Raw genomic sequence first — 22310 nt, 5'->3', positions numbered from 1 at the left:
CATGTCCGCGACCCGTACAGTTGCCAAGACCCCTCCCGCCACCCGGCGCGCCGCTCCCCAGGACATGTTCGTCTGGGAGGGCACCGACAAGCGCGGCAAGGTGATGAAGGGCGAACAGCCCGCCAAGAACGCCAACATGCTGCGTGCGGAGCTGCGGCGCCAGGGCATCACTCCGCGGGTGGTCAAGGTCAAGGGCAAGCCGTTGTTCGGCGCCGCCGGCAAGCGCATCACGCCTCGCGACATCGCGTTCTTCGCACGCCAGACCGCGACGATGATGAAGTCCGGCGTCCCGATCGTGACCTCGCTCGAGATCATGGCGGGTGGGCAGAAGAACCCCCGCATGAAGAACATGCTCAACACGATCCGCTCCGACCTGGAAAGCGGCCTGTCCCTGCACGAGGCACTGAGCAAGCACCCCGTGCAGTTCGACGAGCTGTTCCGCAACCTGGTGCGGGCCGGCGAGTCGGCCGGCGTGCTCGAGACCGTGCTCGACACGGTGGCCAGCTACAAGGAGAACATCGAGAGCCTGAAGGGCAAGATCAAGAAGGCCTTGTTCTACCCGGCGGCCGTGGTCGCGGTGGCCATGATCGTGAGCGCCATCCTGCTGGTGTTCGTCGTGCCGCAGTTCGAGTCGACCTTCGCCAGCTTCGGCGCCGAGCTGCCGGCGTTCACCCAGCTGATCCTGGCCGCCAGCGACTTCATGATCGGCTACTGGTGGCTGATGCTGTTCATCATCATCGGCAGTGGCGTGGCCTTCATCATGCTCAAGAACCGGTCGCCGGCGTTCGCCCACTTCCTGGACCGCCTGATCCTCAAGCTGCCGATCATCGGGCAGATCATGCACCAGTCCGCGATCGCCCGCTTCGCCCGGACCCTCGCGGTCACCTTCCAGGCGGGCGTGCCGCTGGTGGAGGCCCTGGACACCGTGGCCGGTGCCACCGGCAATATCGTCTACGAAAAGGCCGTGCACAGCATCCGCGACGACGTCGCCGTCGGCTACCAGGTCAACATGGCCATGAAGCAGACCAACCTGTTCCCGCACATGGTCGTCCAGATGGCCGCGATCGGCGAGGAAGCCGGTGCGTTGGACTCGATGCTCTACAAGGTCGCCGAGTACTACGAGGAAGAGGTCAACAATGCCGTGGACGCACTGTCCAGCCTCCTCGAACCGCTCATCATGGTCGTGCTCGGCGTCCTCGTCGGCGGCATGGTGATCGGTATGTACCTGCCCATCTTCAAGCTGGCCGCGACCGTCTGATGCAGGCCCTGACCCCGGAAGCGACCTGATCCATGGCTTTCCTCGACCAGAACCCGGCCATCGGCTATCCGCTGGTGGCCGGTCTCGGGCTGCTGGTGGGCAGCTTCCTCAACGTCGTCATCCTGCGCCTGCCCAAGCGCCTGGAATGGGAATGGCAGCGCGACAGCCGTGAAGTCCTGGGCGAGCCCGAGACCTATGATCCACCCCCACCGGGCATCGTGGTCGAACGCTCGCACTGCCCGCAATGCAAGCGCCAGCTGAGCTGGTACGAGAACATCCCGGTGTTCAGCTGGGCGATCCAGGGCGGCCGATGCCGGGGCTGCAAGACCCGGATCTCCGTCCAGTACCCCCTGGTGGAAATGCTGACCATGCTGCTGGCGCTCGTGAGCGTCTGGCAGTTCGGATTCGGCTGGCAGGGCTTCGGTGCGGCGCTTTTCAGCTGCTTCCTCATCGCGATGTCGGGAATCGACCTGCGCACCCAGCTGCTGCCCGACCAGTTGACCCTGCCCCTGATGTGGCTGGGGCTGATCGCGAGCGCGGATAACCTGTACATGGGCACCAAGCCGGCCCTGCTGGGCGCGGTCGGCGGCTACCTGAGCCTGTGGTCGGTCTGGTGGGTGTTCAAGCAGATCACCGGCAAGGAGGGCATGGGCCATGGCGACTTCAAGCTGCTGGCGGCCATCGGCGCCTGGGTGGGCCTGAAGGGCATCCTCCCGACGATCCTCATCTCCTCCCTGGTGGGTGCGATCATCGGCTCGATCTGGCTGGCGGCCAAGGGCCGCGACAAGGCCACGCCCATCCCCTTCGGGCCGTACCTGGCCATCGCCGGGTGGATCGTGTTCTTCTGGGGCGACTGGATCGTGGGCGGCTACCTGCGCTATTCCGGCTTCGGCTGAGCCCTGACGCGCGCGCCATCGGCGGCGCGGGCTTCCGCGGCATAATGCAGGCATGAGCGATTACATCATCGGCGTGACCGGCGGCGTCGCATCGGGCAAGACCACCGTCACCCGGCTCTTCGAGGCCAGGGGAGTGGAAGTCGCCGATGCCGATGTCGCCGCGCGCGATGCCGTGGCCCGCGGGTCGGACGGGCTCGCGGAGGTCGTCGACGTGTTCGGCAAGGACGTCCTGGACGCCTCGGGCGACCTGGACCGCGCCGCGATGCGGGCGCGGGTCTTTGGCGATGTCGACGCCCGGCGACGACTGGAGGCAATCATCCACCCGCGCGTACGCCGTTACCTTCAGTCCAGGTGCGCGGCCGCCGGGGGGCCCTACGTGCTCGCCGCGATCCCGCTGCTGGCCGAGGGCGGGGGACGCGATGCCTACCCGTGGCTGGACCGGATCCTCGTGGTCGATGTCCCCACGGACGTACAGCGCCAGCGCCTCGTGGAACGCGACGGCATCGACGACGCCCTCGCCCAGCGCATGATCCAGGCCCAGGCAACCCGGGCGCAACGGCTCGGACTCGCCGACGACGTCATCGTCAATGACGGCGGCCTGGGCGCGCTTCCGTCGCATGTCGCGGCCCTGGACCGGCGCTACCGCCAACTGGCGGGCTGAGCGACCCGGGAAGCCGTCACCTGCCGCCGCCGAAGCAGTGCACGACTGCGCTCCGCGCGCGGACGTCGGAGTTTTTTCCTACGCCGCGACGGCGTCGGCCCACAAGCCGCGGATCGCCGCGATGCCCTGCGCGCCATGCTGGCGCGCATCGTCCATGTCGCCCGGGCCGAGGCCGCCGATCGCGTAGATCGGCAGCGAGACCTGTTCGCGCAGTCGGGAGAACCCGTCCCAGCCGATGCCCGCGTTCCCCGGGTGGCTGGGCGTGGGCTTCAGGGTACCCAGTACCGCGAAATCGCACCCCAGGGCCTCGGCCTTCCGCAATTCCTGCAGGTCATGGCAAGACGCCCCGACCGGCAGGTCCGCGGCCAGGGGCCGGGCTTCCAGGGCCATGAGCTGGGACGAAGTCAGGTGGACACCCACCCCGAGCAGGCGGGCAAGTTCGACGTCGGCGTTGAGCAGCACTTGCGCACCCGCGCGACGACAGCGCTTGGCGACCGAGGAGGCAAGCGATTTCCAGCGCGCAGGCGGCAAGCCCGGTGCGCGGAACTGGACCCGGCTGGCGCCCGCCGCCAGGGAGGCGTCGAGCGCGCCCAGCCAGTGGCCGTCGTCGTCGTCCGGCGTGGGCGTGACCAGGTAGCGGTCGGCCTGTTGCAGGGCCGCCACCACGGGCACGTCCGCGGGCGGCATGGTGTAGCGCGCGAGCTTCTCCAGGGGCACCCAGACCATGGCCTGCTGTTCGCGGCCGCGCGGCGTGCCTTCCCATTCGGCGACCTCGCGCACGTCCAGGCGCAGGCGCTTGTCCGGGTACTCCTGGGGCACGCTGATCAGGTGGGGGCCGGGCGCGGCCTCGATGCCCAGCTCCTCGCGCAGCTCCCGTACCAATGCCGCCTCGGGCGACTCGCCCCGCTTGCGCTTGCCACCCGGGAACTCCCAGCGGCCGGCGAAATCACGGCCTTCGGTGCGCCGGGTCAGGAGCACGCGCCCACGGGCGTCGCGTATGACGCCGGCCACCACATCCACCATCCGCTTGCTCACGCGCGCTCCATGCGCCGACCCCGCGGGGCCAGCCGGTCCTTCGGGATTCCCGCCCCCTCCCCGCCCGCTCGAACCGCCGGGGGAAAGGGGCTCGGACAGCCTCCGTCAGTCGAGCTGTCCATGGCAATGCTTGTACTTCTGGCCGCTACCGCAGGGACAGGGATCGTTGCGTCCCACCTTCGGCATCGCTCGGGCCGCCTGCTGGAAGCCCTGGCCGGGCGCGGCAGCCGCCGCGGCTTCCTCGTCGGCGCCATAGCCGCCCACGTCGGCGTGCTGGAACTGCATCTGCCGGGCCTTGGCCTCGGCGGCGGCGCGCTCCTGCGCCTCCATCAGGGCGATCTCCTCCTCGGTGCGGATGCGCACGCGGGCGAGCAGGGTCACGACCTCGCGCTTGACCTTGTCGAGCATCTCGCTGAAAAGCTCGAAGGCCTCCTTCTTGTACTCCTGCTTGGGCTGCTTCTGCGCGTAGCCGCGCAGGTGGATGCCCTGGCGCAGGTAGTCCATGCGGGCCAGGTGCTCCTTCCAGTTCTGGTCGAGCACGTTGAGCATGATGTGCTTCTCGAGCTGGCGCGTGGTCTCGCTGCCCAGCTGCGCCTCGCGCTCGGCGAAGTGCGCCTCGACGGCCTTGGCCACATGCTCGGCGATCCCCTCGGCATCGATCTCGTCGCTGCCGGCAACCAGCCCGGCCACGGCGACCTTGACGCCCAGCTCCTGCTCCAGGCTGGCTTCCAGGCCCTGCAGGTCCCACTGTTCGTCGACCGAGTCCACCGGTACGTGGCGGGCGACGATGTCGGCGACCACGTCCTCGCGGATCCCTTCGATGTTGTCCTGCACGCTTTCGGCTTCGAGCAGTTCGTCGCGCTGGCCGTAGATGACCTTGCGCTGGTCGTTGTTGACGTCGTCGAAGTCGAGCAGGTTCTTGCGGATGTCGAAGTTGTGCGCCTCGACCTTCTTCTGCGCGTTGGCGATCTGCTTGGTCACCAGCGCGCTCTCGATGATGTCGTCTTCCTTCAGTCCCATCCGCGCCATTACCTTCTGCACCCAGTCGGCCGCGAAGATGCGCATCAGGTTGTCTTCGAGCGACAGGTAGAAGCGCGACGAGCCCGGATCGCCCTGGCGACCGGCACGGCCGCGCAACTGGTTGTCGATGCGACGGCTCTCGTGGCGCTCGGTGCCGATGATGTGCAGGCCGCCGGCTTCCTTCACCGCATCGTGGCGGGCCTGCCACTCGGATTTCAGGCGGGCGCGGGTGACTTCGTCGACGGGCGCGCCGGTGCTCGCCTCCAGGGCCTCCAGCTCGGCATCGAGCGCGCCACCGAGCACGATGTCGGTACCGCGGCCGGCCATGTTGGTGGCGATGGTGATCGCGCCCGGGCGACCGGCCTGGGCGATGATGTGCGCCTCGCGCTCGTGCTGCTTGGCGTTGAGCACTTCGTGGTGGATGCCCGCCTCGCGCAGTTGCCGGCTGAGCAGCTCGGAGACCTCGATCGAGGTCGTGCCGACCAGTACCGGCTGGCCCTTGGCGTTGGCGTCCTTGATCTCGTTGGCGACCGCGCGGTACTTGCCGTTGCGGTTGAGGAACACCGCATCCGGGTGGTCCTTGCGCTGCACCGGCTTGTTGGTGGGGATCACCACCACTTCCAGCGCGTAGATGTTCTGGAATTCGTAGGCCTCGGTATCGGCGGTGCCGGTCATGCCCGAGAGCTTGTTGTACATGCGGAACAGGTTCTGGAAGGTGATGCTTGCCAGCGTCTGGTTCTCGCGCTGGACCGGCACGCCCTCCTTGGCCTCGACCGCCTGGTGCAGGCCATCGGACCAGCGGCGGCCGGCCAGGGTGCGGCCGGTGAACTCATCGACGATGATGACCTCGCCATCGCGCACGATGTAATCGACGTCGCGCTGGTAGATCGCATGCGCGCGCAGGGCGGCATTGAGGTGGTGGACGACGCTGAGGTTCTGGCCGCTGTACAGCGCGTCCTCGTCGCCCTGCAGGATGCCGGCGTCGCGCAGCAGCTTCTCGGCATGTTCCTGGCCGGCTTCGGACAGGTGCACCTGCTTCTGCTTCTCGTCGACCCAGAAGTCGCCCTCGCCTTCCTCGCTCTCCTGGCGGACCAGGTTCGGGACGATGCGGTTGACCTTGATGTAGAGCTCCGGCGATTCATCGGCCGGACCGGAGATGATCAGCGGCGTGCGCGCCTCGTCGATCAGGATGGAATCCACCTCGTCCACGATCGCGTAGTTGAGCTCGCGCTGGTGCTTGTCCTCCTTCGACAGCGCCATGTTGTCGCGCAGGTAGTCGAAGCCGAACTCGTTGTTGGTGCCGTAGGTGATGTCGGCGGCGTAGGCCTGGCGCTTGTCGCCGTGCGGCATGCCCGGGTAGACCACGCCCACGCTGAGGCCGAGCCAGTTGTAGAGCTTGCCCATCCAGGCCGAGTCGCGCCGCGCGAGGTAGTCGTTGACGGTGACCACGTGCACGCCCTTGCCCTCGAGCGCATTGAGGTAGACCGGGAGCGTGGCGACGAGGGTCTTGCCCTCGCCGGTGCGCATCTCGGCGATCTTGCCCAGGTGCAGGACCATGCCGCCGATCAGCTGCACGTCGTAGTGGCGCATGCCCAGCACGCGGCGCGAGGCCTCGCGGCAGACCGCGAAGGCTTCCGGCAGGATCTTGTCGAGGGACTCGCCGTCCTGGATGCGCTTCTGGAACTCGGGCGTCCTGGCCTGCAGTTCAGCGTCCGAAAGCTTCTCGATCTCCGGTTCCAGGGCATTGATCCGGGTGACGGAGCGCTGGAGCTGGCGCAGCAGGCGGTCGTTGCGACTGCCGAAGACACGGGTAAGCAGGTTGTTGAGCATGGACGGAACCGGTTGTGTTCGTGAAGGGGATCGGCACGCGACCGGATCCACCAATAGAAAAGGGCGCCGGGCGCCCTAGGCACCCCGATTGTAGCTGGGGGCGAGGAAGCCTGCTTACAAGGCATCGCCTTGTAGGCTTCCGAGCGCCCGGAGCGGCTGTGCCGCGAAGGGCCGGAACGAGGAAGCCTGCTTACAAGGCATCGCCTTGTAGGCTTCCGAGCGCCCGGAGCGGCTGTGCCGCGAAGGGCCGGAACGAGGAAGCCTGCTTACAAGGGATCGCCTTGTAGGCTTCCGAGCGCCCGGAGCGGCTGTGCCGCGAAGGGCCGGAACGAAGAAGCCTGCTTACAAGGCATTGCCTCGTAGGCTTCCGAGCGCCCGTAGCGGCTGTGCCGCGAAGGGCCGGAACGAGGAGGCTTGCCTGCAAGGCATGCCGTGCAAGCCGGCGAGCGCGCGGGAGCTGCGGCCGAGTGCCGGAACGAGGGCGCCTGCCCGCAGAACCGTGCATCCGCGGCGACGCGAATATCCGCGCCCGGAAACGACGACGCCGCACCCCGGGGGGCGCGGCGCATCGGTGGCCACCTGGCGTCCGGGCTCAGCCCTTCAGCGGCGACTGCTGGTTGAGGAAGTTGCGCGGGTTCACGACCCGCCCGTTCTCCCAGACCTCGAAGTGCACGTGGGCACCGGTGGAGCGCCCGGTCGAACCGGCCTTGGCGATCTCCTGCCCCGCACGTACCAGCTCGCCGACCTTTCGGGTCAGGCGCGAATTGTGCGCATAACGCGTGACGTAGCCGTTGCCATGGTCGACCTCGACCACCTTGCCGTAGCCCGAGCGCAGGCCGGAGTAGCTGACCACGCCGTCGGCGACGGCGAAGACCGCGTCGCCGGTGTTGGCGTCGAAATCCAGCCCCTTGTGCAGCGCGCGACCACCGCGGAACGGATCGGCGCGATAGCCGAAGCCCGAAGTGATGTAGCTGCGCGCGACCGGCGAACGCGAGGGCACCGCGTTGAGGTCGAGCTGGCGGGTGAACAGCAGCGACTCGAGCACCGAGAGCTGTTCGCCCGCGGCATCGAACTGCGCGTCGAGCTGCTCGAGGCCTTCGTCGAGCTCGGGCTTGCTGATATCTTCCACCGGCCCGGCGCCACCGACGCCGACCGGCTTCTCGAAGTCGAACTCGCCGTCCTGCAGCTGGCCGATGCGCGTCAGGCGCTCGCCCAGGGCATTGAGGCGATTGGCCTCGGCCTGCAGCTCGCCGAGGCGGGCGGCAAGCGCGTTCACCTCGCGCTGCGCCTCGCGACGGGTATCCTCGATCTGCGCCTGCTGGTCGGCGACCTGGGCGCGGAGCGTTGCGGTGCCGAAGGCCGCGGCACCCAGTCCGAGGCCGAGGCCCGCCACCAGGAGGACCGAGGCATAGAGGCCGGGGCGTGATGCGCCGAGGCGGTGCCCGCGGTCGAGCAGACCGGTGGCAGTACGTCGCGGCGATTGAAATGTATTGAAGGTCATAAGTCCGATGTCTGATTCCAAAGCCAAGTCGAAGCACCGCCGCCAGTCGTCTCCGCAGGACGCGCTGAGCGCGTTGCTGTCGGAACCTGCCGGCGATCCGATCCGCCGAGCCGAATGGCTGGGCGAACTCGACCGTCGCCTACATCCCCACCTGCCTCCTTCACTTGCCCCGCACGCGCGCTTGGCTAACGTGAAGGAAGGCACACTGGTTTTTGTCGTCGACGCTCCTGTCTGGCGGACCAAACTGAGGCTTGCGGCCCCGGAACTGCTCGACGTGGCCCGCTCCATCGGGCTTGTTGCGACCGAAGTGGTGGTCAAGGTCTCCTCGACCCCCCATGCACCGCCGGAACGGGCACCGCTTCAGGCCATCCCCCTGTCATCGCAAAGCCGGAGAGCCCTGCAGGCGGCACTCGATACGCTTCGACCGGCCCCCGAAGAGGACGGCGAGTCGTGAAAAGTGCTCTCCCCGCGAGCAGGTCGGTATCCGACTTGCACCGTCGATGACAAAGCGACGTGAAATCCTACTGAGCGCTTCGCCCGTGTTTGTTAACTAATAGATAACAAATAAGAAATATTTTGTTAAATATTGGTTAACACGAGGGCGTGTATTCACGTCTGTGACGGAGGCACGTTAATTTCGTGCCAAGAACCACGTCAAAGTGACTGCGAACTGAACGGACGCGCCGCAGGTGGGCGTCCGCTCGGCCTGCCGGCCGCCATGCTTCGAACGAGGGGGATCAGGCGCCGGCGGGCGCGGGCGCGTAGGCCACCGGCTCGGGCTCGTCCCCGGCATAGGTGACTTCGTCCCAGGCCGAGGTCTCGGCCATCAGCGCGCGGACCAGCTTGTTGTTCAGGGCGTGGCCGGACTTGAAGCCCTCGTACGCCCCGATGATCGGCCGGCCGGCGAGGTAGAGGTCGCCGACGGCATCGAGGATCTTGTGCCGTACGAACTCGTCGGCGTATCGCAGGCCGTCTTCGTTGAGGACGCGGAACTCGTCCAGCACGATCGCGTTGTCCATCGAACCGCCCAGGCCGAGGTTGCGCTCGCGCATGAACTCCAGGTCGCGCATGAAGCCGAAGGTACGCGCGCGGCTGACTTCCTTGACATAGGACGCAGTGGAGAACTCGACCTCCGCCCGCGACTGCGAAGAGGGAATGGCCGGATGGTCGAACTCGACCGTGAAGCCGATCCGGAAGCCGTCGTGCGGGGTGAAGCGGGCGATCTTGTCGCCATCGCGCACTTCCACCGGGTGCTTGATGCGGATGAAGCGCTTGGGCGCGTCCTGCTCGACGATCCCGGCCGACTGCAGGAGGAACACGAAGGGTCCGGCCGAACCGTCCATGATCGGCACTTCGGGCGCGGACAGGTCGACGATCGCGTTGTCGATGCCCAGCCCGGCCATCGCCGACATCAGGTGCTCGACGGTCATCACCTTGCCATCGCCACGGCTGAGGCCGGTGCACAGCATGGTCTCGGTCACCAGGTCCGCGTGCGCGGGCAGCTCGACCACCGGGTCGAGGTCGACGCGCCGGAACACGATGCCGCCATCGACCGGGCCCGGGCGCAGCGTCAGGAACACCTTCTCGCCGCTGTGCAGGCCCACGCCGGTGGCGCGGATCACGTTCTTGAGGGTGCGCTGGCGCAGCATGGTCGGTCGGGGAGCCTTGTGACGGGGGACGCGGGGGCGTCAGGTGACGGCGAGAATATCATGCAGGTAGCTGAACCTGAACGAAAAGCCGGCCCTGTCGCCCGGGTGTCACTCGAAGTTGCGAAACTGACCGACCCGCCGTGACGGGACGGTCAAAACGCCCCGGACACGGGGTCCGGGACCAATGTTCCAGGGGCCGGGGACGAGTCCGGCCCGTGGGGTGCCTGGCTTTGGGCCGGGCGGGACGCTCAGTCCGCCTGGCGACGCAGGAAGGCCGGGATGTCCAGGTAGTCGCCGCTGCCGCCGAAATCGGCGACATCCGCCGCGGGCGCCGGGGCCGGGGCCTCGTGCGCGGCGGCGCCGCCACGACGCAGGCTGCCGCCGAAGCTGGGGGCGGTGGCCGGGGCCACGTCGTCCATGGCGCTGAACTCGGGCTGGCCGGTGGTGCCGTTGCGGACCAGCTGGATCGGCGCGCGCTGCTCGTTCGGCCGGCCCTGCTTGGCCACCGCGCGGTTGAGGCCGGTCGCCACGACGGTGACCTTGACCTCGTCCTGCATGTCCGGGTCGAGCACGGTACCGATGACCACGGTGGCGTCCTCGGAGGCGAACTGCTCGACCGTGCGGCCGACCTCGTCGAACTCCGCCATGGTGAAGTCCGGGCCCGCGGTGATGTTGACCAGGATGCCATTGGCGCCCGACAGGTTGACGTCGTCGAGGAGCGGGTTCTGCACCGCGGCCTCGGCGGCGGCCTGCGCGCGGTCGTCGCCGCGTGCGGCACCGGTGCCCATCATGGCCAGGCCCATCTCGGACATGACCGTGCGCACGTCGGCGAAGTCGACGTTGATCAGGCCCGGGCGGACGATCAGGTCGGCGATGCCCTGCACCGCGCCCTGCAGCACGTCGTTGGCGGCGCGGAAGGCCTGGATCATCGTCGCGTTGCGACCCAGGACGGTGATCAGCTTCTCGTTCGGGATCGTGATGAGCGAGTCGCAGTGGTGGCTCAGCTCCTCGATGCCCTTCAGCGCCACCTGCATGCGGCGGCGCCCCTCGAACGGGAACGGCTTGGTGACCACGGCGACGGTCAGGATGCCCATCTCCTTGGCCAGCTGCGCCACGACGGGCGCCGCGCCGGTGCCGGTGCCGCCGCCCATGCCGGCGGTGATGAACACCATGTCCGCGCCTTCCATCGCATCCATCAGGCGCTCGCGGTCCTCGAGCGCGGCCTGCCGGCCGACCTCGGGATTGGCGCCCGCGCCCAGGCCCTTGGTGACGTTGCTGCCCAGCTGCAACTGCAGCTTGGCGCCGCAGTTCTTGATCGCCTGCGAGTCGGTGTTGGCGGTGATGAACTCCACCCCGTCGACGTTGCTGCTGACCATGTGGGCCACGGCGTTGCCGCCGCCACCGCCCACGCCAATGACCTTGATGATGGCGTTGGGCGCCATGCTCTCTACCAGTTCGAAATGTGCCATGTCCTCGTCCTCTCTTGTAGGTGCCGTGATTCGTGAATGGTGATTCGTGATTGGAGGTTTGCACCTCTCACACTTCACTCATGCCGACCACTGACGTTTTTTTAGGGTTTTCCTGCTGCCTTCGATTCCACCCGCCTACCGCTCTACGCTTCATCCACCGCTCTTGCGACTGCTGTTGCTGTTGCTGTTGCTGTTGCTGTTGCTGTTGCCCTTCACAAATCACAAATCACAAATCACCAGAATCAAAACTCCCCCCGGTACCAGTTCTTCAACTTGTTGAAGAACGAGCCCGCGCGGCCGGTGGAGATCACCGGGCGGCGGGGGTGTTCGATCTGGCTGCCCATCAGCAGCAGGCCCACGCCGGTGGCATGGACCGGGTTGCCGACGACTTCGCCCAGGCCGGTGACGTGCTGGGGAATGCCCACGCGCACCGGCATCTGCAGCATTTCCTCGGCCAGCTCGACGACGCCCTCCATCTTCGAGGCGCCGCCGGTCAGCACCATGCCGGCGCGGACGTGCTGTTCGAAGCCGCTGCGGCGCAGCTCCGCCTGGACCATCTCGAACAGCTCCTCGTAGCGCGCCTGCACGGCCTGGGCCAGCGAGTGGCGCGGCATGCGGCGCGGCGGCCGGTCGCCCACCGACGGGACCTGGATCGATTCCTCGGCGGTCGCCATCTGCGCCAGCGCGCAGGCGTATCGCACCTTGATCTGCTCGGCCTCGGGGGTGGGCGTGCGCAGCATGTGCGCGATGTCCTCGGTGACCTTGTCGCCGGCGATCGGCAGGCTGGCGCTGTGCGCGATCGCGCCATGCACGAAGACGGCGATGTCGGTGGTGCCCGCGCCGATGTCGACCAGCACGACGCCGAGCTCGCGTTCGTCGCTGGTCAGCACCGCCTGGCTGGAGGCGAGCACGCCGAGCACCAGGTCGTCGACCTGCAGGCCGCAGCGCTGCACGCACTTGCTCACGTTCGCCGCGGCCGACTGTGCGCAGACGACCAGGTGGGCATGGACTTCCAGGCGGACGCCTGTCATGCCCACCGGGTTGCGGATGCCTTCCTGGGAGTCGTCGAGCACGTAGTCGCGCGGGATCGCGTGCAGGATCTTCTGGTCGGCCGGGATCGCCACCGCCTTGGCCGCTTCCAGCACCCGGTCGAGGTCGCCGTGGCTGACCTCGCCGTCGCGGATCGGGGCGATGCCCTGCGAGTTGCGGCACTGGATGTGGCTGCCGGAGATGGAGGCATAGACGGAACGGATCTCGCAGCCAGCCATCAGTTCGGCCTCCTCGACCGCCCGCTGGATCGACTGCACCGTGGACTCGATGTCGACCACCACGCCCTTGCGCAGGCCGCGCGACTCGTGCGACCCGATCCCGATCACCTCGATGGGATTGCCCGATCCGTTGTTGTCGGGCGAATACTCGCCGACCAGCGCCACCACCTTGGAGGTGCCGATATCGAGGCCAACGATCAGCGACTTGTCGCCCTTGCGGTTCATGATTGTCCTTGCGGTTGCGGGTTCGGCGCAGGGGCCCCGGGGGCGCCCCACGTCAATGAGAATCCGTTGGTGTAGCGCAGGTCAGCGCGCGCGAGCGGCTCGACGCGATGCATCAGCAGCTGCGGCGCGACGCGCACGAAGCGGCGCAGGCGCTCGCCGGCGTGGTCGCGGCCGACCACCACCTCGGTGCCGCTGGCCAACACCACCTGCCAGCTGCCGCGCGCGTCCAGTTCGACCGAACGCACGCTGGCGCCCATCGGCGCGAACATCTCGCGGGTGTCGTTGTAGAAGCGGACGACGTCGGAGACGCGGGTGTCGGGGCCCGCCAGTTCGGGCAGGTTGGCCGGCACCTCGATCCCCCCCGCCGGGAACAGGCGACCCTGCTCGGACAGGAGCCGCTCCTCGCCCCAGCGAGCGAACGGGCGATGCTCGACCACGTGCACTTCGAGGATGTCGGGCCAGCGCTTGCGCACCTCGGCGGTCTCCACCCACGGCAGGCGCGAGACCGCGCGCTGTGCCTCCTCGAGGCGGACGGCGAAGAACCCCTGCCGTGCATACGGCAGGAGGGTCTGCTGCAGCAGGGCGGGATCCACGCGCTCGAACTCGCCGGTGGCGCGCAGGCGGGTCAGCGGCCATTGCGACTGCCCCACCCAGCCCTTGAGCACGGCGACCACCGGCAACACGACCAGTGCCACCGCGAGGGTCCAGCCCAGCAGGCGCGCAAGTGCGCTCATCCGCGCGCACCTCCCGCGTCGGCGCCCAGGGTCTGCTCGAGCACGCGCCAGCACAGGGAGGCATAGTCGACGCCCACCTGCGCGGCCGCCTTGGGCACCAGCGAATGGCTGGTCATGCCCGGCGCGGTGTTCACTTCGATCAGCTGGAAGCCCAGCGCCTCGTCGCGCATCACGTCCACGCGGCCCCAGCCACTGCAGCCGGCGGCGACGAACGCCGCGAGCGCGAGCCGGCGGATGGCGAGCTCATCCTCGCCCTCCAGCCCCGGACAGATGTATTGCGTGTCGTCGGCGACGTACTTGGCATGGTAGTCGTACCACTCGCCCGCGGGCTCGATGCGAATGGAAGGCAATGCCACGCCACCCAGGATGGCCACGGTGTATTCCTTGCCCTGGACCATCTGTTCCATCAGCAGCTCGCCCCGGTAACCGGCGGCGAACTCGGCCGCGGCGCGCAGGTCGCCCTCTTCGAGGATGCGGAACACGCCGACGCTCGAACCCTCGTTGGAAGGCTTCACGAACACCGGCAGGCCGAGCGAGCGCGCAGCGGCCACCAGGTCGTCGCCCGGCGCCAGGCGCACGAAGCGCGGCGTCGGCAGGCCCTCGGCCATCCACACCTGCTTGGTGCGGATCTTGTCCATCGTCAGCGCCGAGCCCAGCACGCCGGGGCCCGTGTAGGCGACGCCCAGCGCGTCGAGCAGGCCCTGCAGCACGCCATCCTCGCCGCCGCCGCGGTTGCCGTGGAGGATGTTGAACACGCGGTCGACGCGGCCGTCGCGGATCGCGTCGACCAGCGCCGGGATGCCATCGACCGCGAAGGCGTCGACGCCGCGCGAGCGCAGTGCCTCGAGCACGTTACGGCCGGAGTCGAGCGAGACCTCGCGCTCGGCGCTGGTGCCGCCCATCAGCACGGCGACGCGCCCGAACACGGCCGGGTCGTCGAAGCGCGGCGGGGGCAGCGACAGGCTCATGCCCCGCCCTCCCCGAAGCCATGGGCGAGCAGGTCCTGGGCGACGTGGCCGATATCGCCCGCGCCCATGACCAGCAACAGGTCGCCGTCCTCGAGCACGTCGGACAGGACGGGCGGGAGCTCCGAGGCGGAGGCCACCACGACCGGGTCGATCCTGCCGCGCGTACGGATCGCGCGCGCCAGCGACTTGGCATCGGCGCCGACGATGGGCGCCTCGCCGGCCGGGTAGACTTCGGTCAGCACGGCGGCGTCCACGGTGGAAAGCACGGCGGCGAACTCGTCGAACAGGTCGCGCGTGCGCGAATAGCGGTGGGGCTGGAAGGCCACCACCAGGCGCCGGTCCGGCCAGCCGCCCCGCGCGGCGGCGAACACCGCCTCCAGCTCCTTGGGATGGTGGCCGTAGTCGTCCACCACCTGGACCCGTGCGCCGCGATGGGTGGTCAGTTCCGCGAGCAGGTTGAAACGCCGCCCGATGCCGGCGAAGCCCTTCAGGGCCCGGGCGATGGCGTCGGGCTCCACGCCCAGCTGCCAGCCCACGGCGGCCGCGGCCAGCGCGTTGAGCACGTTGTGGCGGCCGGGCAGCGCAAGCTCGACCGGCGTGCGCGTGGCGTCGGGCAGGCAGAGGGTGAAATGCATGTTCGGACCCTGCTGCCGGATGTCCTCGGCGCGCACGTCGGCCTCGGCGTCGGTGCCGTAGGTCATGACGTGACGGGGTGTCTTCGCGGCGAGCGCGGCGACTTCCGGATCGTCGATGCACAGCACGGCCAGCCCGTAGAACGGCAGCCGATGCATGAATTCCTCGAACGCCGCCTGGACCTGGGCGAACTCGCCGCCGTAGTTCTCGAGGTGGTCGGCGTCGATGTTGGTCACCACCGCAACCTGCGGGTTCAGGCGCAGGAAGCTGCCGTCGCTCTCGTCGGCCTCGGCCACCAGCCAGTCGCCCGATCCCAGGCGCGCATTGGCGCCGGCGGCCAGCAGCTGGCCGCCGATCACGAAGGTGGGATCCACCCCACCCTCGCCGAGCACGCTCGCCGTCAGCGAGGTCGTGGTCGTCTTGCCATGGGTGCCGGCCACCGCGATGCCGCGCTTGAAGCGCATCAGCTCGGCGAGCATCTCCGCGCGCGGCACCACCGGGATGCGCTGCGCGCGCGCCTCCATCAGTTCGGCGTTGTCGGCGCGGATCGCGCTCGACACCACCACGCAGTCTGCTCCCAGCACGTTCGATGCGATGTGCTGGCGATGCACCGTGATGCCCAGCGACTGCAGGCGCCGGGTGACGGCGTTGTCGGCCATGTCCGAGCCGGACACGCGATAGCCCAGGGTCGACATGACCTCTGCGATGCCGCTCATGCCGGTGCCGCCGATACCGACGAAGTGCACGCGCGAGGGCTGGCCGTCGGCGCCGGAGCGCGCGGGGTCGCCATGGTGTTGCAGCCGGCGGCTGCGCACGGTCGCGCTCATGCGGCCGACTCCTGTTGGGGATGGGTCGTGGAAGGGTCGCGCAGCACGACGTCGGCCACGCGCGAGGCAGCGTCTGGACGCGCCATGCCGCGCGCCGCCTTCGCCAGGCCGAGCAGGTCGACGCGTTCGCCGAGGATCTCCAGCGTCGCCGACAGCCGCTCGTGCAGCGAGGGTCCCTGCGGCAGCAGCATCGAAGCGCCGCGCACGCGCAGGTATTCGGCATTCTTGGTCTGGTGGTCGTCCACCGCCTCCGGGAATGGCACCAGGAAGCTGGCCACGCCGACGGCGCAGACCTCGGCCAGGGTGAGCGCGCCGGCGCGGCAGACCACCACGTCGGCCCAGGCATAGGCCTGGGCCATGTCGGCGATGAATGGCTCGACGCTCGCGGCCACGCGATGCTCGGCGTATGCCTTGCGCGTTGCGTCCAACAGCTTCTCGCCGGACTGGTGGCGGACCTCGCAACGGACGGTCGTGGGCAGCGCGGCGATCGCGCGCGGCACCGCCTCGTTGAGCGCGCGGGCGCCCTGGCTGCCGCCCAGCACGAGGACGCGGATCGGGCCTTCACGACCGGCAAAGCGTTCTTCCGGCGGCGGCACGGCGAGGATCGCCTCGCGCACGGGATTGCCGACCCACTTTTCGTCGAGCGTCGGGAAGGCGCCGGGAAAACCGACCAGGACATCGCGCGCCATGCGCGCGAGCACGCGATTGGTCAGCCCGGGCGCGCGGTTCTGCTCGTGCACGACGAGCGGAATCCCGAGCTGGCGGGCGGCCAGGCCACCGGGGCCGGCGGCGAAGCCACCGAAACTGACCACCGCACGCGGCTGCATGCCGCGCAGCAGGCGCTTGGCCTCGTTGACGGCCCGCCACAGGCGCAGCGGGGCGCCGAGCTTGGCCTTGACGCCCTTGCCGCGAATGCCGCTCACGCGCAGGGTGTCGATGGTAAGGCCGTGCTGCGGCACCAGGCGCGTCTCCATGCCGCCTTCCGAGCCGATCCAGCGCACGGGCACGCCGCGGGCCTGGATCGCAGTGGCGACCGACAGGCCGGGGAAGATGTGGCCGCCGGTGCCCCCGGCGAGGATCACCACGGGCGCCTGGGTCGCGGCGGTCATGGGGACCTCCCGAGCACCGGCTCGATGCGCTGGTGCAGGCGGCTGGTGCCGCGCGGCGATGCGTCGGCCTCGCGCGAGCTGCGCGGCGCGCCGGGCGTGCGGACCGGCTCGGGCGAGAGCGGCGATGCGCCCTCCCCGTCCTCGCCACGCAGGCGTGCGACCTGGCGCTGGGCGCGTTCGAGTTCGTAGGAGACCCGCAACAACAGGCCCATCGCCAGGCAGGTCATCAGCACGCTGGAGCCGCCCGAGGAAATCAACGGCAGGGTCAGGCCCTTGGTCGGCAGCAGGCCCAGGTTGACGCCGATCGAGACGAAGCTCTGCAGGCCGATCCAGAGCGCGATACCGAAGGCGAGGTAGCCGGAGAAGTGCCGGCGCATCTCGACGCACTTGAGGCCGATCCACAGTGCGCGGCCCACCAGCAGGGCATAGAGGGCGATCACCGTGCACACGCCGGCGAAGCCCAGCTCCTCGGCGATCACCGCGAGGATGAAGTCGGTGTGCGCCTCGGGCAGGTAGTACAGCTTCTGGATCGAACTGCCCAGGCCCACGCCGAACCACTCGCCGCGACCGGCCGCCATCAGCGCGTTCGTCAGCTGGTAGCCGCTGCCGAAGGGATCCGCCCACGGATCCATGAACGACGTCAGGCGGCGCATGCGGTAGGGCTCGAGCACCGCGATGAAGGCCAGGACCGGCAAGCCGACGAGGACCGGGCCGAACATCCGCGGCATGTTGACGCCGCCGAGCACCAGCATGCCCGCGGTGATCGCCAACAGCAGCGAGGACGAACCGAAGTCCGGTTGCAGCAGCAGCAGCGCCACCAGCAGCACGACGACGCCCAGTGGCTTGAGCATCGCGATCCAGGTCGCATTGACTTCGTCGCGGAAGCGCACCAGGTAGCTGGCCAGCCAGATGATGAAGAGCACCTTGACCGCTTCGACCACCTGGAAGTTCGAGACGCCCAGGTTGATCCAGCGGTGCGCGCCCTTGACGCTCACCCCCAGCCCCGGGATGAACACCAGCAGCAGCAGGACCACGCAGCCCAGCAGCATGAGGTGGTTGTGGCGCTCCACGGTCTTGAGTTCCGTGCGCGCGGCCATCAGCGCCAGCACCCCGCCCGCGCCCAGGAACATCAGGTGGCGGCTGAGGTAGTGGAAGGGATCGGCGTCCTGGTAGATCGAGCTCGAGCCCACCATCACCACGCCCAGCGACGCCAGCGCCAGCACGACGCCCAGCAGCCAGGGGTCGAAACGCCCCTGGATGTCGTCGATGCGGGTGGCCTGCCTGGACGCGTGTTCGCTCATCAGCGCACCTTCAGCGTCGCCAGGCCGACGAGGACGAGGACCACGGAGATGATCCAGAAGCGCACGATCACGCGCGGCTCGGGCCAGCCCTTGAGCTCGAAGTGGTGGTGGATGGGCGCCATCCGGAAGACCCGCTTGCCGGTGAGCTTGAACGACGCGACCTGGATCATCACCGACAGGGTCTCGATCACGAACACCCCGCCCATGACCACGAGCACCAGCTCCTGGCGGACGATCACCGCGATGGTGCCCAGGACCGCGCCCAGCGCCAGTGCGCCGATGTCGCCCATGAAGACCATCGCCGGGTAGGTGTTGAACCACAGGAAGCCCAGGCCCGCGCCGGCGATCGCCGCGCAGATGATCACCAGCTCGCCCGCCCCGGGCACGCGCGGGATCTGCAGGTATTCGGCGAACTGCGCGTGGCCGGACGCATAGGCGAACACGCCCAGTGCGCACGCCACCAGCACCGTGGGCATGATCGCCAGGCCGTCGAGGCCGTCGGTCAGGTTCACCGCGTTGGAGAAGCCGACGATCCAGAAGTAGGCGATGGCGACGAAACTGATGCCCGCCAGCGGCAGCGCGACCGCCTTGAAGAACGGCACGTAGAAGTTGGTCGCCGCCGGCACGTCGGCGGTGTAGTACAGGAACAAACCGGCACCGAGGCCGAACAGGGACTGCAGCAGGTACTTCCAGCGCGACTTCATGCCGTTGGGGTCGCGCTTGACGATCTTGATCCAGTCGTCCCACCAGCCGATCCAGCCGAAGGCCACCATGATCAGCAGCACGAGCCACACGTAACGGTTGCGCAGGTCGCCCCACAGCAGCACCGCGGCGAGGATGGTGAGCAGGATCAGCGCACCGCCCATGGTCGGCGTGCCGGCCTTGGAGAAGTGCGACTCCGGGCCGTCCTTGCGGATCGGCTGGCCGCCCTTGAGCTGGGCGAGGCGGCGGATCACCGCCGGTCCCCACCACAGCGAGAGACCCAGCGAGGTGAGCGCGGCAAGGATGCCGCGGAAGGTGAGGTAGCCGAACAGGGCGAAGTGCCCTTGCAGTTGCTCGAGCCAGCGGAAGAGTTCAAGCAGCATGGGGATCCCCTGTCGGTGTTGCGTTCGCGCCGGAAGCGGGGACCAGCGCCGCCACGATCCGGTCCATCGCACTGCCGCGCGACCCCTTCACCAGTACCCGCGCCTCGGCGCCGATGCGCTCGGCAAGGGCCGCGGCGAGGGTGTCGTGCGAGTCGAAGACCTCGGCGCCCTCGCCGAACGCGCGCGCGGCACAGGCGCTCATCGGGCCGAGGGCGAACAGGCGACGGACGCCGGCGGCGCGCGCGCGGCGGCCGACCTCGGCGTGCATGGCCTCGGCGTCGTCGCCGATCTCGCGCATGTCGCCCAGTACCAGCCAGCCCTCGCCCCCCAGGGACACCAGGGTGTCGATCGCCGTGGCCATCGAGCCGGGGTTGGCGTTGTAGCTGTCGTCGACGAGCAGCGCGCCACCGGGCAGCCGGTGCGTCACCAGTCGGCCGGGCACCGGCCGCGCCGCCTCCAGTCCCGCGACGATCGTGTCGAGGTCCGCGCCCGCGCCCAGCGCCATGGACGCGGCGGCCAGGGCATTGGCGACGTTGTGGCGCCCCGGCAGGGACAGCCCCACCGGTGCGTCGCCCAGGGGAGTCTCGATGACGAAGCGCGAGCCCGCGCCTTCCACCGCGATGTCGCGCGCGCGCACGTCGGCGCTGGCCTCCAGGCCGAAGCGGATGAGACGGCGGCCGTGGGCGCGTTCGGCGAAGTACGGGGCGAAGGCGTCGTCGGCGTTGATCACCGCCACGCCGTCGGCGGGCAGCGCGTCGTAGATGGCGGCCTTGGTGTCGGCGATGCCCAGCAGGCTGCCCATGCGCTCCAGGTGCGCGGGGGCGACGTTGTTGACCAGGGCGACGTCCGGGCGCGCGATGTGCGCCAGGTAAGCGATGTCGCCCGGCTTGCCGGCGCCCATTTCGTAGATCGCGAACGGTGCGTCCTCGGGTGCGTCGAGCACGGCCAGGGGCAGTCCGATCTCGTTGTTGCGGTTGCCGGGCGTGGCGTACGTGCCGGGCGCGGCGCGCTGCATGATCGAGGTCACCAGCGCCTTGACGCTGGTCTTGCCGTTGCTGCCGGTGATCGCGATCACCCGGCCCGGACGCTGGCCCTGGACGAAGCCGGCGAGATCGGCCAGCGCGCGCTCGGTGTCGGCCACCACCACTTGCGGCAGCGCGATCTCGAGCGCGCGCGACACCAGGGCGGCGGACACTCCTGCGCCGGCGGCGACCTCGACATGGTCATGGCCGTCGAAGTTGGCGCCCTTGATCGCGACGAACAGCGCGGCGCCCGCCCCGGGCAGGGCGCGGGTGTCGGTCGCCAGTACATCCACCTCGCGGTCCTCGCCCTGCAGGCGGCCATGGGTGGCGCGGGCGATGGACGACAGCGTCATCGGCTTCATGCGCGCGCCTCCAGGGCTTCGCCCGCGACGCGGGTGTCGTCGAAGGGGTGGCGCACGCCGTCGATCTCCTGGTAGGGCTCATGGCCCTTGCCGGCGACGAGGACGATGTCGCTGCGGCCGGCCTCGGCGACGGCGCCCAGGATGGCCGCCCGGCGGTCGCGGACGACGCGGACGGCGCCGGGCCGGTCGAAGCCGGCCATGATGTCGGCGACGATGGCATCGCCGTCTTCGCCGCGAGGATTGTCGTCGGTGACGAACACCGCGTCGGCATGGCGTTCGGCGATCGCCGCCATTTGCGGGCGCTTGCCGGTGTCGCGCTCGCCGCCGCAACCGAAGACGCAGACCAGCCGCCCGTGCACGTGCCCGCGCAGCGAGACCAGCGCCTGCTCGAGGGCGTCGGGGGTGTGCGCGTAGTCGATCACCACCAGCGGCAGGCGGCCATCGCCGCCCAGCCGGTTCATGCGCCCATGGATGGGCTCCAGCCTCGACAGCACGTCGGCGATGCGCGCCGGGCTCTCGCCGAACGCGCTCAGGGCGCCGGCGACGGCCAGCAGGTTGTCGACGTTGAAGCGGCCGAGCAGCGACGAGATCACCGGGTGCGACTCGTCGCCGATCTGCAGGTCGAACAGCAGCCCGCGCGCATCCAGTCGAAGATCGATCGCGCGGATGCCGGCGTCGGGGTTGCCGTGGGAACTGCAGGCCAGCGCCTTCACGCCGGTCCCCAGCGACGCCATCAGGTCGCGCCCGAAGGCGTCGTCGATGTTGATCACCGCCGCTTTCAGTTCCGGCCATTCGAACAGGCGGGCCTTGGCCGCGCCATAGGCGACCATGTCGCCGTGGTAGTCGAGGTGGTCGCGGGTGAGGTTGGTGAAGACCCCGACGTCGAAGTGCACGCCCGCCGCGCGCCCCTGGTCGAGGGCGTGGGAGCTGACCTCCATCGCCAGCGCCTCGGCGCCCGCGTCGCGCAGCTCGGCGATCAGGCCGTGCAGGCGCAGCACGAGCGGGGTGGTGAAGCCGGTCGCCACGGCCTGGCCGTAGAGGCCGGCGCCGAGCGTGCCGATGGTCGCGCTGCGGGTACCCAGCAGCGTCCACGCCTGGGCCAGCAACTGGACGGTCGAGGTCTTGCCATTGGTGCCGGTCACGCCGACCACGTCCATGCCGGCGCTCGGCCGGCCATGGAAACGGTCGCCCATCTCGCCCAGGCGCGCCCGCAGGCCGGGCACGGCGATGGCGTCCGCGGGCGCCGGCAGCGCGTCCGGTGCCGGGGGCTCGAACAGGATCGCCGCGGCCCCCTTGGCGCGGACGTCGTCGGCGAAGGCAAGGCCGTGGGTACCGAAGCCGGCGATCGCGACGAAGGCGTTGCCGGGCGACAGTTCGCGGCTGTCCATGACCAGGCCGTTGATCGAGAGCCCGGCGGGCACGGCGTCGATGTCGGGCAGCAGTTCGGCCAGGCGCAT

The 22310-nt window shown here is 69.3% G+C and carries 18 protein-coding genes; 4 read left to right on the top strand and 14 right to left on the bottom strand.

The features are described 5' to 3' along the window. The first annotated feature begins 1 nt into the window (after position 1). The 3 genes from H4F98_RS00885 to coaE are packed head-to-tail and all read left to right on the top strand — an operon-like array spanning position 2 to position 2815. A complete protein-coding gene (locus H4F98_RS00885; protein WP_182684777.1) occupies positions 2-1258 on the top strand; it encodes a type II secretion system F family protein in 1257 nt (418 codons plus the stop codon). Between the two features lie 32 nt (positions 1259-1290). Then, positions 1291-2154: a prepilin peptidase gene (locus H4F98_RS00880; RefSeq protein WP_182684776.1), complete on the top strand. Its 864-nt coding sequence runs from the start codon at positions 1291-1293 to the stop codon at positions 2152-2154. A gap of 52 nt (positions 2155-2206) precedes the next feature. After that, positions 2207-2815, top strand: coding sequence for a dephospho-CoA kinase (coaE, locus tag H4F98_RS00875; RefSeq protein WP_182684775.1), 609 nt, complete (start codon positions 2207-2209; stop codon positions 2813-2815). Positions 2816-2893: 78 nt separating this feature from the next. Here coaE and H4F98_RS00870 read toward each other — a convergent pair whose 3' ends face one another. The 3 genes from H4F98_RS00870 to H4F98_RS00860 all read right to left on the bottom strand — a co-directional run bounded on the left by H4F98_RS00870 (position 2894) and on the right by H4F98_RS00860 (position 8201). Next, positions 2894-3838: a Nudix family hydrolase gene (locus H4F98_RS00870; RefSeq protein ID WP_182684895.1), complete on the bottom strand. Its 945-nt coding sequence runs from the start codon at positions 3836-3838 to the stop codon at positions 2894-2896. Between the two features lie 117 nt (positions 3839-3955). Continuing rightward, a complete protein-coding gene (secA, locus tag H4F98_RS00865; protein WP_182684774.1) occupies positions 3956-6700 on the bottom strand; it encodes a preprotein translocase subunit SecA in 2745 nt (914 codons plus the stop codon). A 592-nt stretch (positions 6701-7292) separates the two neighbouring features. Then, positions 7293-8201, bottom strand: a complete 909-nt coding sequence (locus H4F98_RS00860; protein WP_182684773.1) for a M23 family metallopeptidase — start codon at positions 8199-8201, stop codon at positions 7293-7295. 7 nt (positions 8202-8208) lie between these two features. Here H4F98_RS00860 and H4F98_RS00855 point away from each other — a divergent pair, with 7 nt between their 5' ends. Beyond that, positions 8209-8655, top strand: coding sequence for a DciA family protein (locus H4F98_RS00855; RefSeq protein WP_220479026.1), 447 nt, complete (start codon positions 8209-8211; stop codon positions 8653-8655). A gap of 283 nt (positions 8656-8938) precedes the next feature. Here H4F98_RS00855 and lpxC read toward each other — a convergent pair whose 3' ends face one another. From lpxC to H4F98_RS00800, 11 genes are all read right to left on the bottom strand, one after another. After that, complete coding sequence (gene lpxC, locus H4F98_RS00850) at positions 8939-9850, bottom strand: UDP-3-O-acyl-N-acetylglucosamine deacetylase (RefSeq protein WP_182684772.1); 912 nt, start codon at positions 9848-9850, stop codon at positions 8939-8941. 248 nt (positions 9851-10098) lie between these two features. Further along, positions 10099-11319: a cell division protein FtsZ gene (gene ftsZ / locus H4F98_RS00845; RefSeq protein WP_182684771.1), complete on the bottom strand. Its 1221-nt coding sequence runs from the start codon at positions 11317-11319 to the stop codon at positions 10099-10101. A 242-nt stretch (positions 11320-11561) separates the two neighbouring features. After that, entirely contained in the window at positions 11562-12812 is a 1251-nt protein-coding gene (ftsA, locus tag H4F98_RS00840; protein ID WP_141517570.1) for a cell division protein FtsA, read from the bottom strand. Then, a complete protein-coding gene (locus H4F98_RS00835; protein WP_182684770.1) occupies positions 12809-13546 on the bottom strand; it encodes a cell division protein FtsQ/DivIB in 738 nt (245 codons plus the stop codon). The genes ftsA and H4F98_RS00835 overlap by 4 nt, the downstream gene beginning before the upstream one ends. Beyond that, a complete protein-coding gene (locus H4F98_RS00830; RefSeq protein WP_182684769.1) occupies positions 13543-14514 on the bottom strand; it encodes a D-alanine--D-alanine ligase in 972 nt (323 codons plus the stop codon). The genes H4F98_RS00835 and H4F98_RS00830 overlap by 4 nt, the downstream gene beginning before the upstream one ends. Next, positions 14511-15974 (bottom strand): UDP-N-acetylmuramate--L-alanine ligase, encoded by a 1464-nt coding sequence (gene murC / locus H4F98_RS00825; protein WP_182684768.1) that lies wholly within the window; start codon positions 15972-15974, stop codon positions 14511-14513. Before murC ends, H4F98_RS00830 begins: the two co-directional genes overlap by 4 nt. Continuing rightward, a complete protein-coding gene (gene murG / locus H4F98_RS00820) occupies positions 15971-17083 on the bottom strand; it encodes an undecaprenyldiphospho-muramoylpentapeptide beta-N-acetylglucosaminyltransferase (RefSeq protein ID WP_182684767.1) in 1113 nt (370 codons plus the stop codon). The genes murC and murG overlap by 4 nt, the downstream gene beginning before the upstream one ends. Then, positions 17080-18384, bottom strand: coding sequence for a putative lipid II flippase FtsW (ftsW, locus tag H4F98_RS00815; protein WP_182684766.1), 1305 nt, complete (start codon positions 18382-18384; stop codon positions 17080-17082). The genes murG and ftsW overlap by 4 nt, the downstream gene beginning before the upstream one ends. Next, positions 18384-19469, bottom strand: a complete 1086-nt coding sequence (gene mraY, locus H4F98_RS00810) for a phospho-N-acetylmuramoyl-pentapeptide-transferase (protein WP_182684765.1) — start codon at positions 19467-19469, stop codon at positions 18384-18386. Before mraY ends, ftsW begins: the two co-directional genes overlap by 1 nt. Further along, the gene (locus tag H4F98_RS00805) at positions 19459-20853 is read right to left on the bottom strand and encodes a UDP-N-acetylmuramoyl-tripeptide--D-alanyl-D-alanine ligase (RefSeq protein WP_182684764.1); all 1395 of its coding nucleotides are present in this window, start codon (positions 20851-20853) and stop codon (positions 19459-19461) included. Before H4F98_RS00805 ends, mraY begins: the two co-directional genes overlap by 11 nt. Further along, positions 20850-22310, bottom strand: a complete 1461-nt coding sequence (locus H4F98_RS00800; RefSeq protein WP_182684893.1) for a UDP-N-acetylmuramoyl-L-alanyl-D-glutamate--2,6-diaminopimelate ligase — start codon at positions 22308-22310, stop codon at positions 20850-20852. The genes H4F98_RS00805 and H4F98_RS00800 overlap by 4 nt, the downstream gene beginning before the upstream one ends.

This window comes from Marilutibacter spongiae, assembly GCF_014145325.1.
In the GTDB taxonomy this organism is placed as follows: domain Bacteria; phylum Pseudomonadota; class Gammaproteobacteria; order Xanthomonadales; family Xanthomonadaceae; genus Marilutibacter; species Marilutibacter spongiae.
This window is presented reverse-complemented; position numbering and strand designations above follow the sequence as displayed.

Excerpts from the sequence above, each read along its gene's own strand:
- H4F98_RS00885 (WP_182684777.1), top strand. The coding sequence starts at position 2 with ATGTCCGCGACCCGTACAGTTGCCAAGACCCCTCCCGCCACCCGGCGC.
- H4F98_RS00880 (WP_182684776.1), top strand. The coding sequence starts at position 1,291 with ATGGCTTTCCTCGACCAGAACCCGGCCATCGGCTATCCGCTGGTGGCC.
- coaE (WP_182684775.1), top strand. The coding sequence starts at position 2,207 with ATGAGCGATTACATCATCGGCGTGACCGGCGGCGTCGCATCGGGCAAG.
- H4F98_RS00870 (WP_182684895.1), bottom strand. The coding sequence starts at position 3,838 with ATGGTGGATGTGGTGGCCGGCGTCATACGCGACGCCCGTGGGCGCGTG.
- secA (WP_182684774.1), bottom strand. The coding sequence starts at position 6,700 with ATGCTCAACAACCTGCTTACCCGTGTCTTCGGCAGTCGCAACGACCGC.
- H4F98_RS00860 (WP_182684773.1), bottom strand. The coding sequence starts at position 8,201 with ATGACCTTCAATACATTTCAATCGCCGCGACGTACTGCCACCGGTCTG.
- H4F98_RS00855 (WP_220479026.1), top strand. The coding sequence starts at position 8,209 with ATGTCTGATTCCAAAGCCAAGTCGAAGCACCGCCGCCAGTCGTCTCCG.
- lpxC (WP_182684772.1), bottom strand. The coding sequence starts at position 9,850 with ATGCTGCGCCAGCGCACCCTCAAGAACGTGATCCGCGCCACCGGCGTG.
- ftsZ (WP_182684771.1), bottom strand. The coding sequence starts at position 11,319 with ATGGCACATTTCGAACTGGTAGAGAGCATGGCGCCCAACGCCATCATC.
- ftsA (WP_141517570.1), bottom strand. The coding sequence starts at position 12,812 with ATGAACCGCAAGGGCGACAAGTCGCTGATCGTTGGCCTCGATATCGGC.
- H4F98_RS00835 (WP_182684770.1), bottom strand. The coding sequence starts at position 13,546 with ATGAGCGCACTTGCGCGCCTGCTGGGCTGGACCCTCGCGGTGGCACTG.
- H4F98_RS00830 (WP_182684769.1), bottom strand. The coding sequence starts at position 14,514 with ATGAGCCTGTCGCTGCCCCCGCCGCGCTTCGACGACCCGGCCGTGTTC.
- murC (WP_182684768.1), bottom strand. The coding sequence starts at position 15,974 with ATGAGCGCGACCGTGCGCAGCCGCCGGCTGCAACACCATGGCGACCCC.
- murG (WP_182684767.1), bottom strand. The coding sequence starts at position 17,083 with ATGACCGCCGCGACCCAGGCGCCCGTGGTGATCCTCGCCGGGGGCACC.
- ftsW (WP_182684766.1), bottom strand. The coding sequence starts at position 18,384 with ATGAGCGAACACGCGTCCAGGCAGGCCACCCGCATCGACGACATCCAG.
- mraY (WP_182684765.1), bottom strand. The coding sequence starts at position 19,469 with ATGCTGCTTGAACTCTTCCGCTGGCTCGAGCAACTGCAAGGGCACTTC.
- H4F98_RS00805 (WP_182684764.1), bottom strand. The coding sequence starts at position 20,853 with ATGAAGCCGATGACGCTGTCGTCCATCGCCCGCGCCACCCATGGCCGC.
- H4F98_RS00800 (WP_182684893.1), bottom strand. The coding sequence starts at position 22,310 with ATGCGCCTGGCCGAACTGCTGCCCGACATCGACGCCGTGCCCGCCGGG.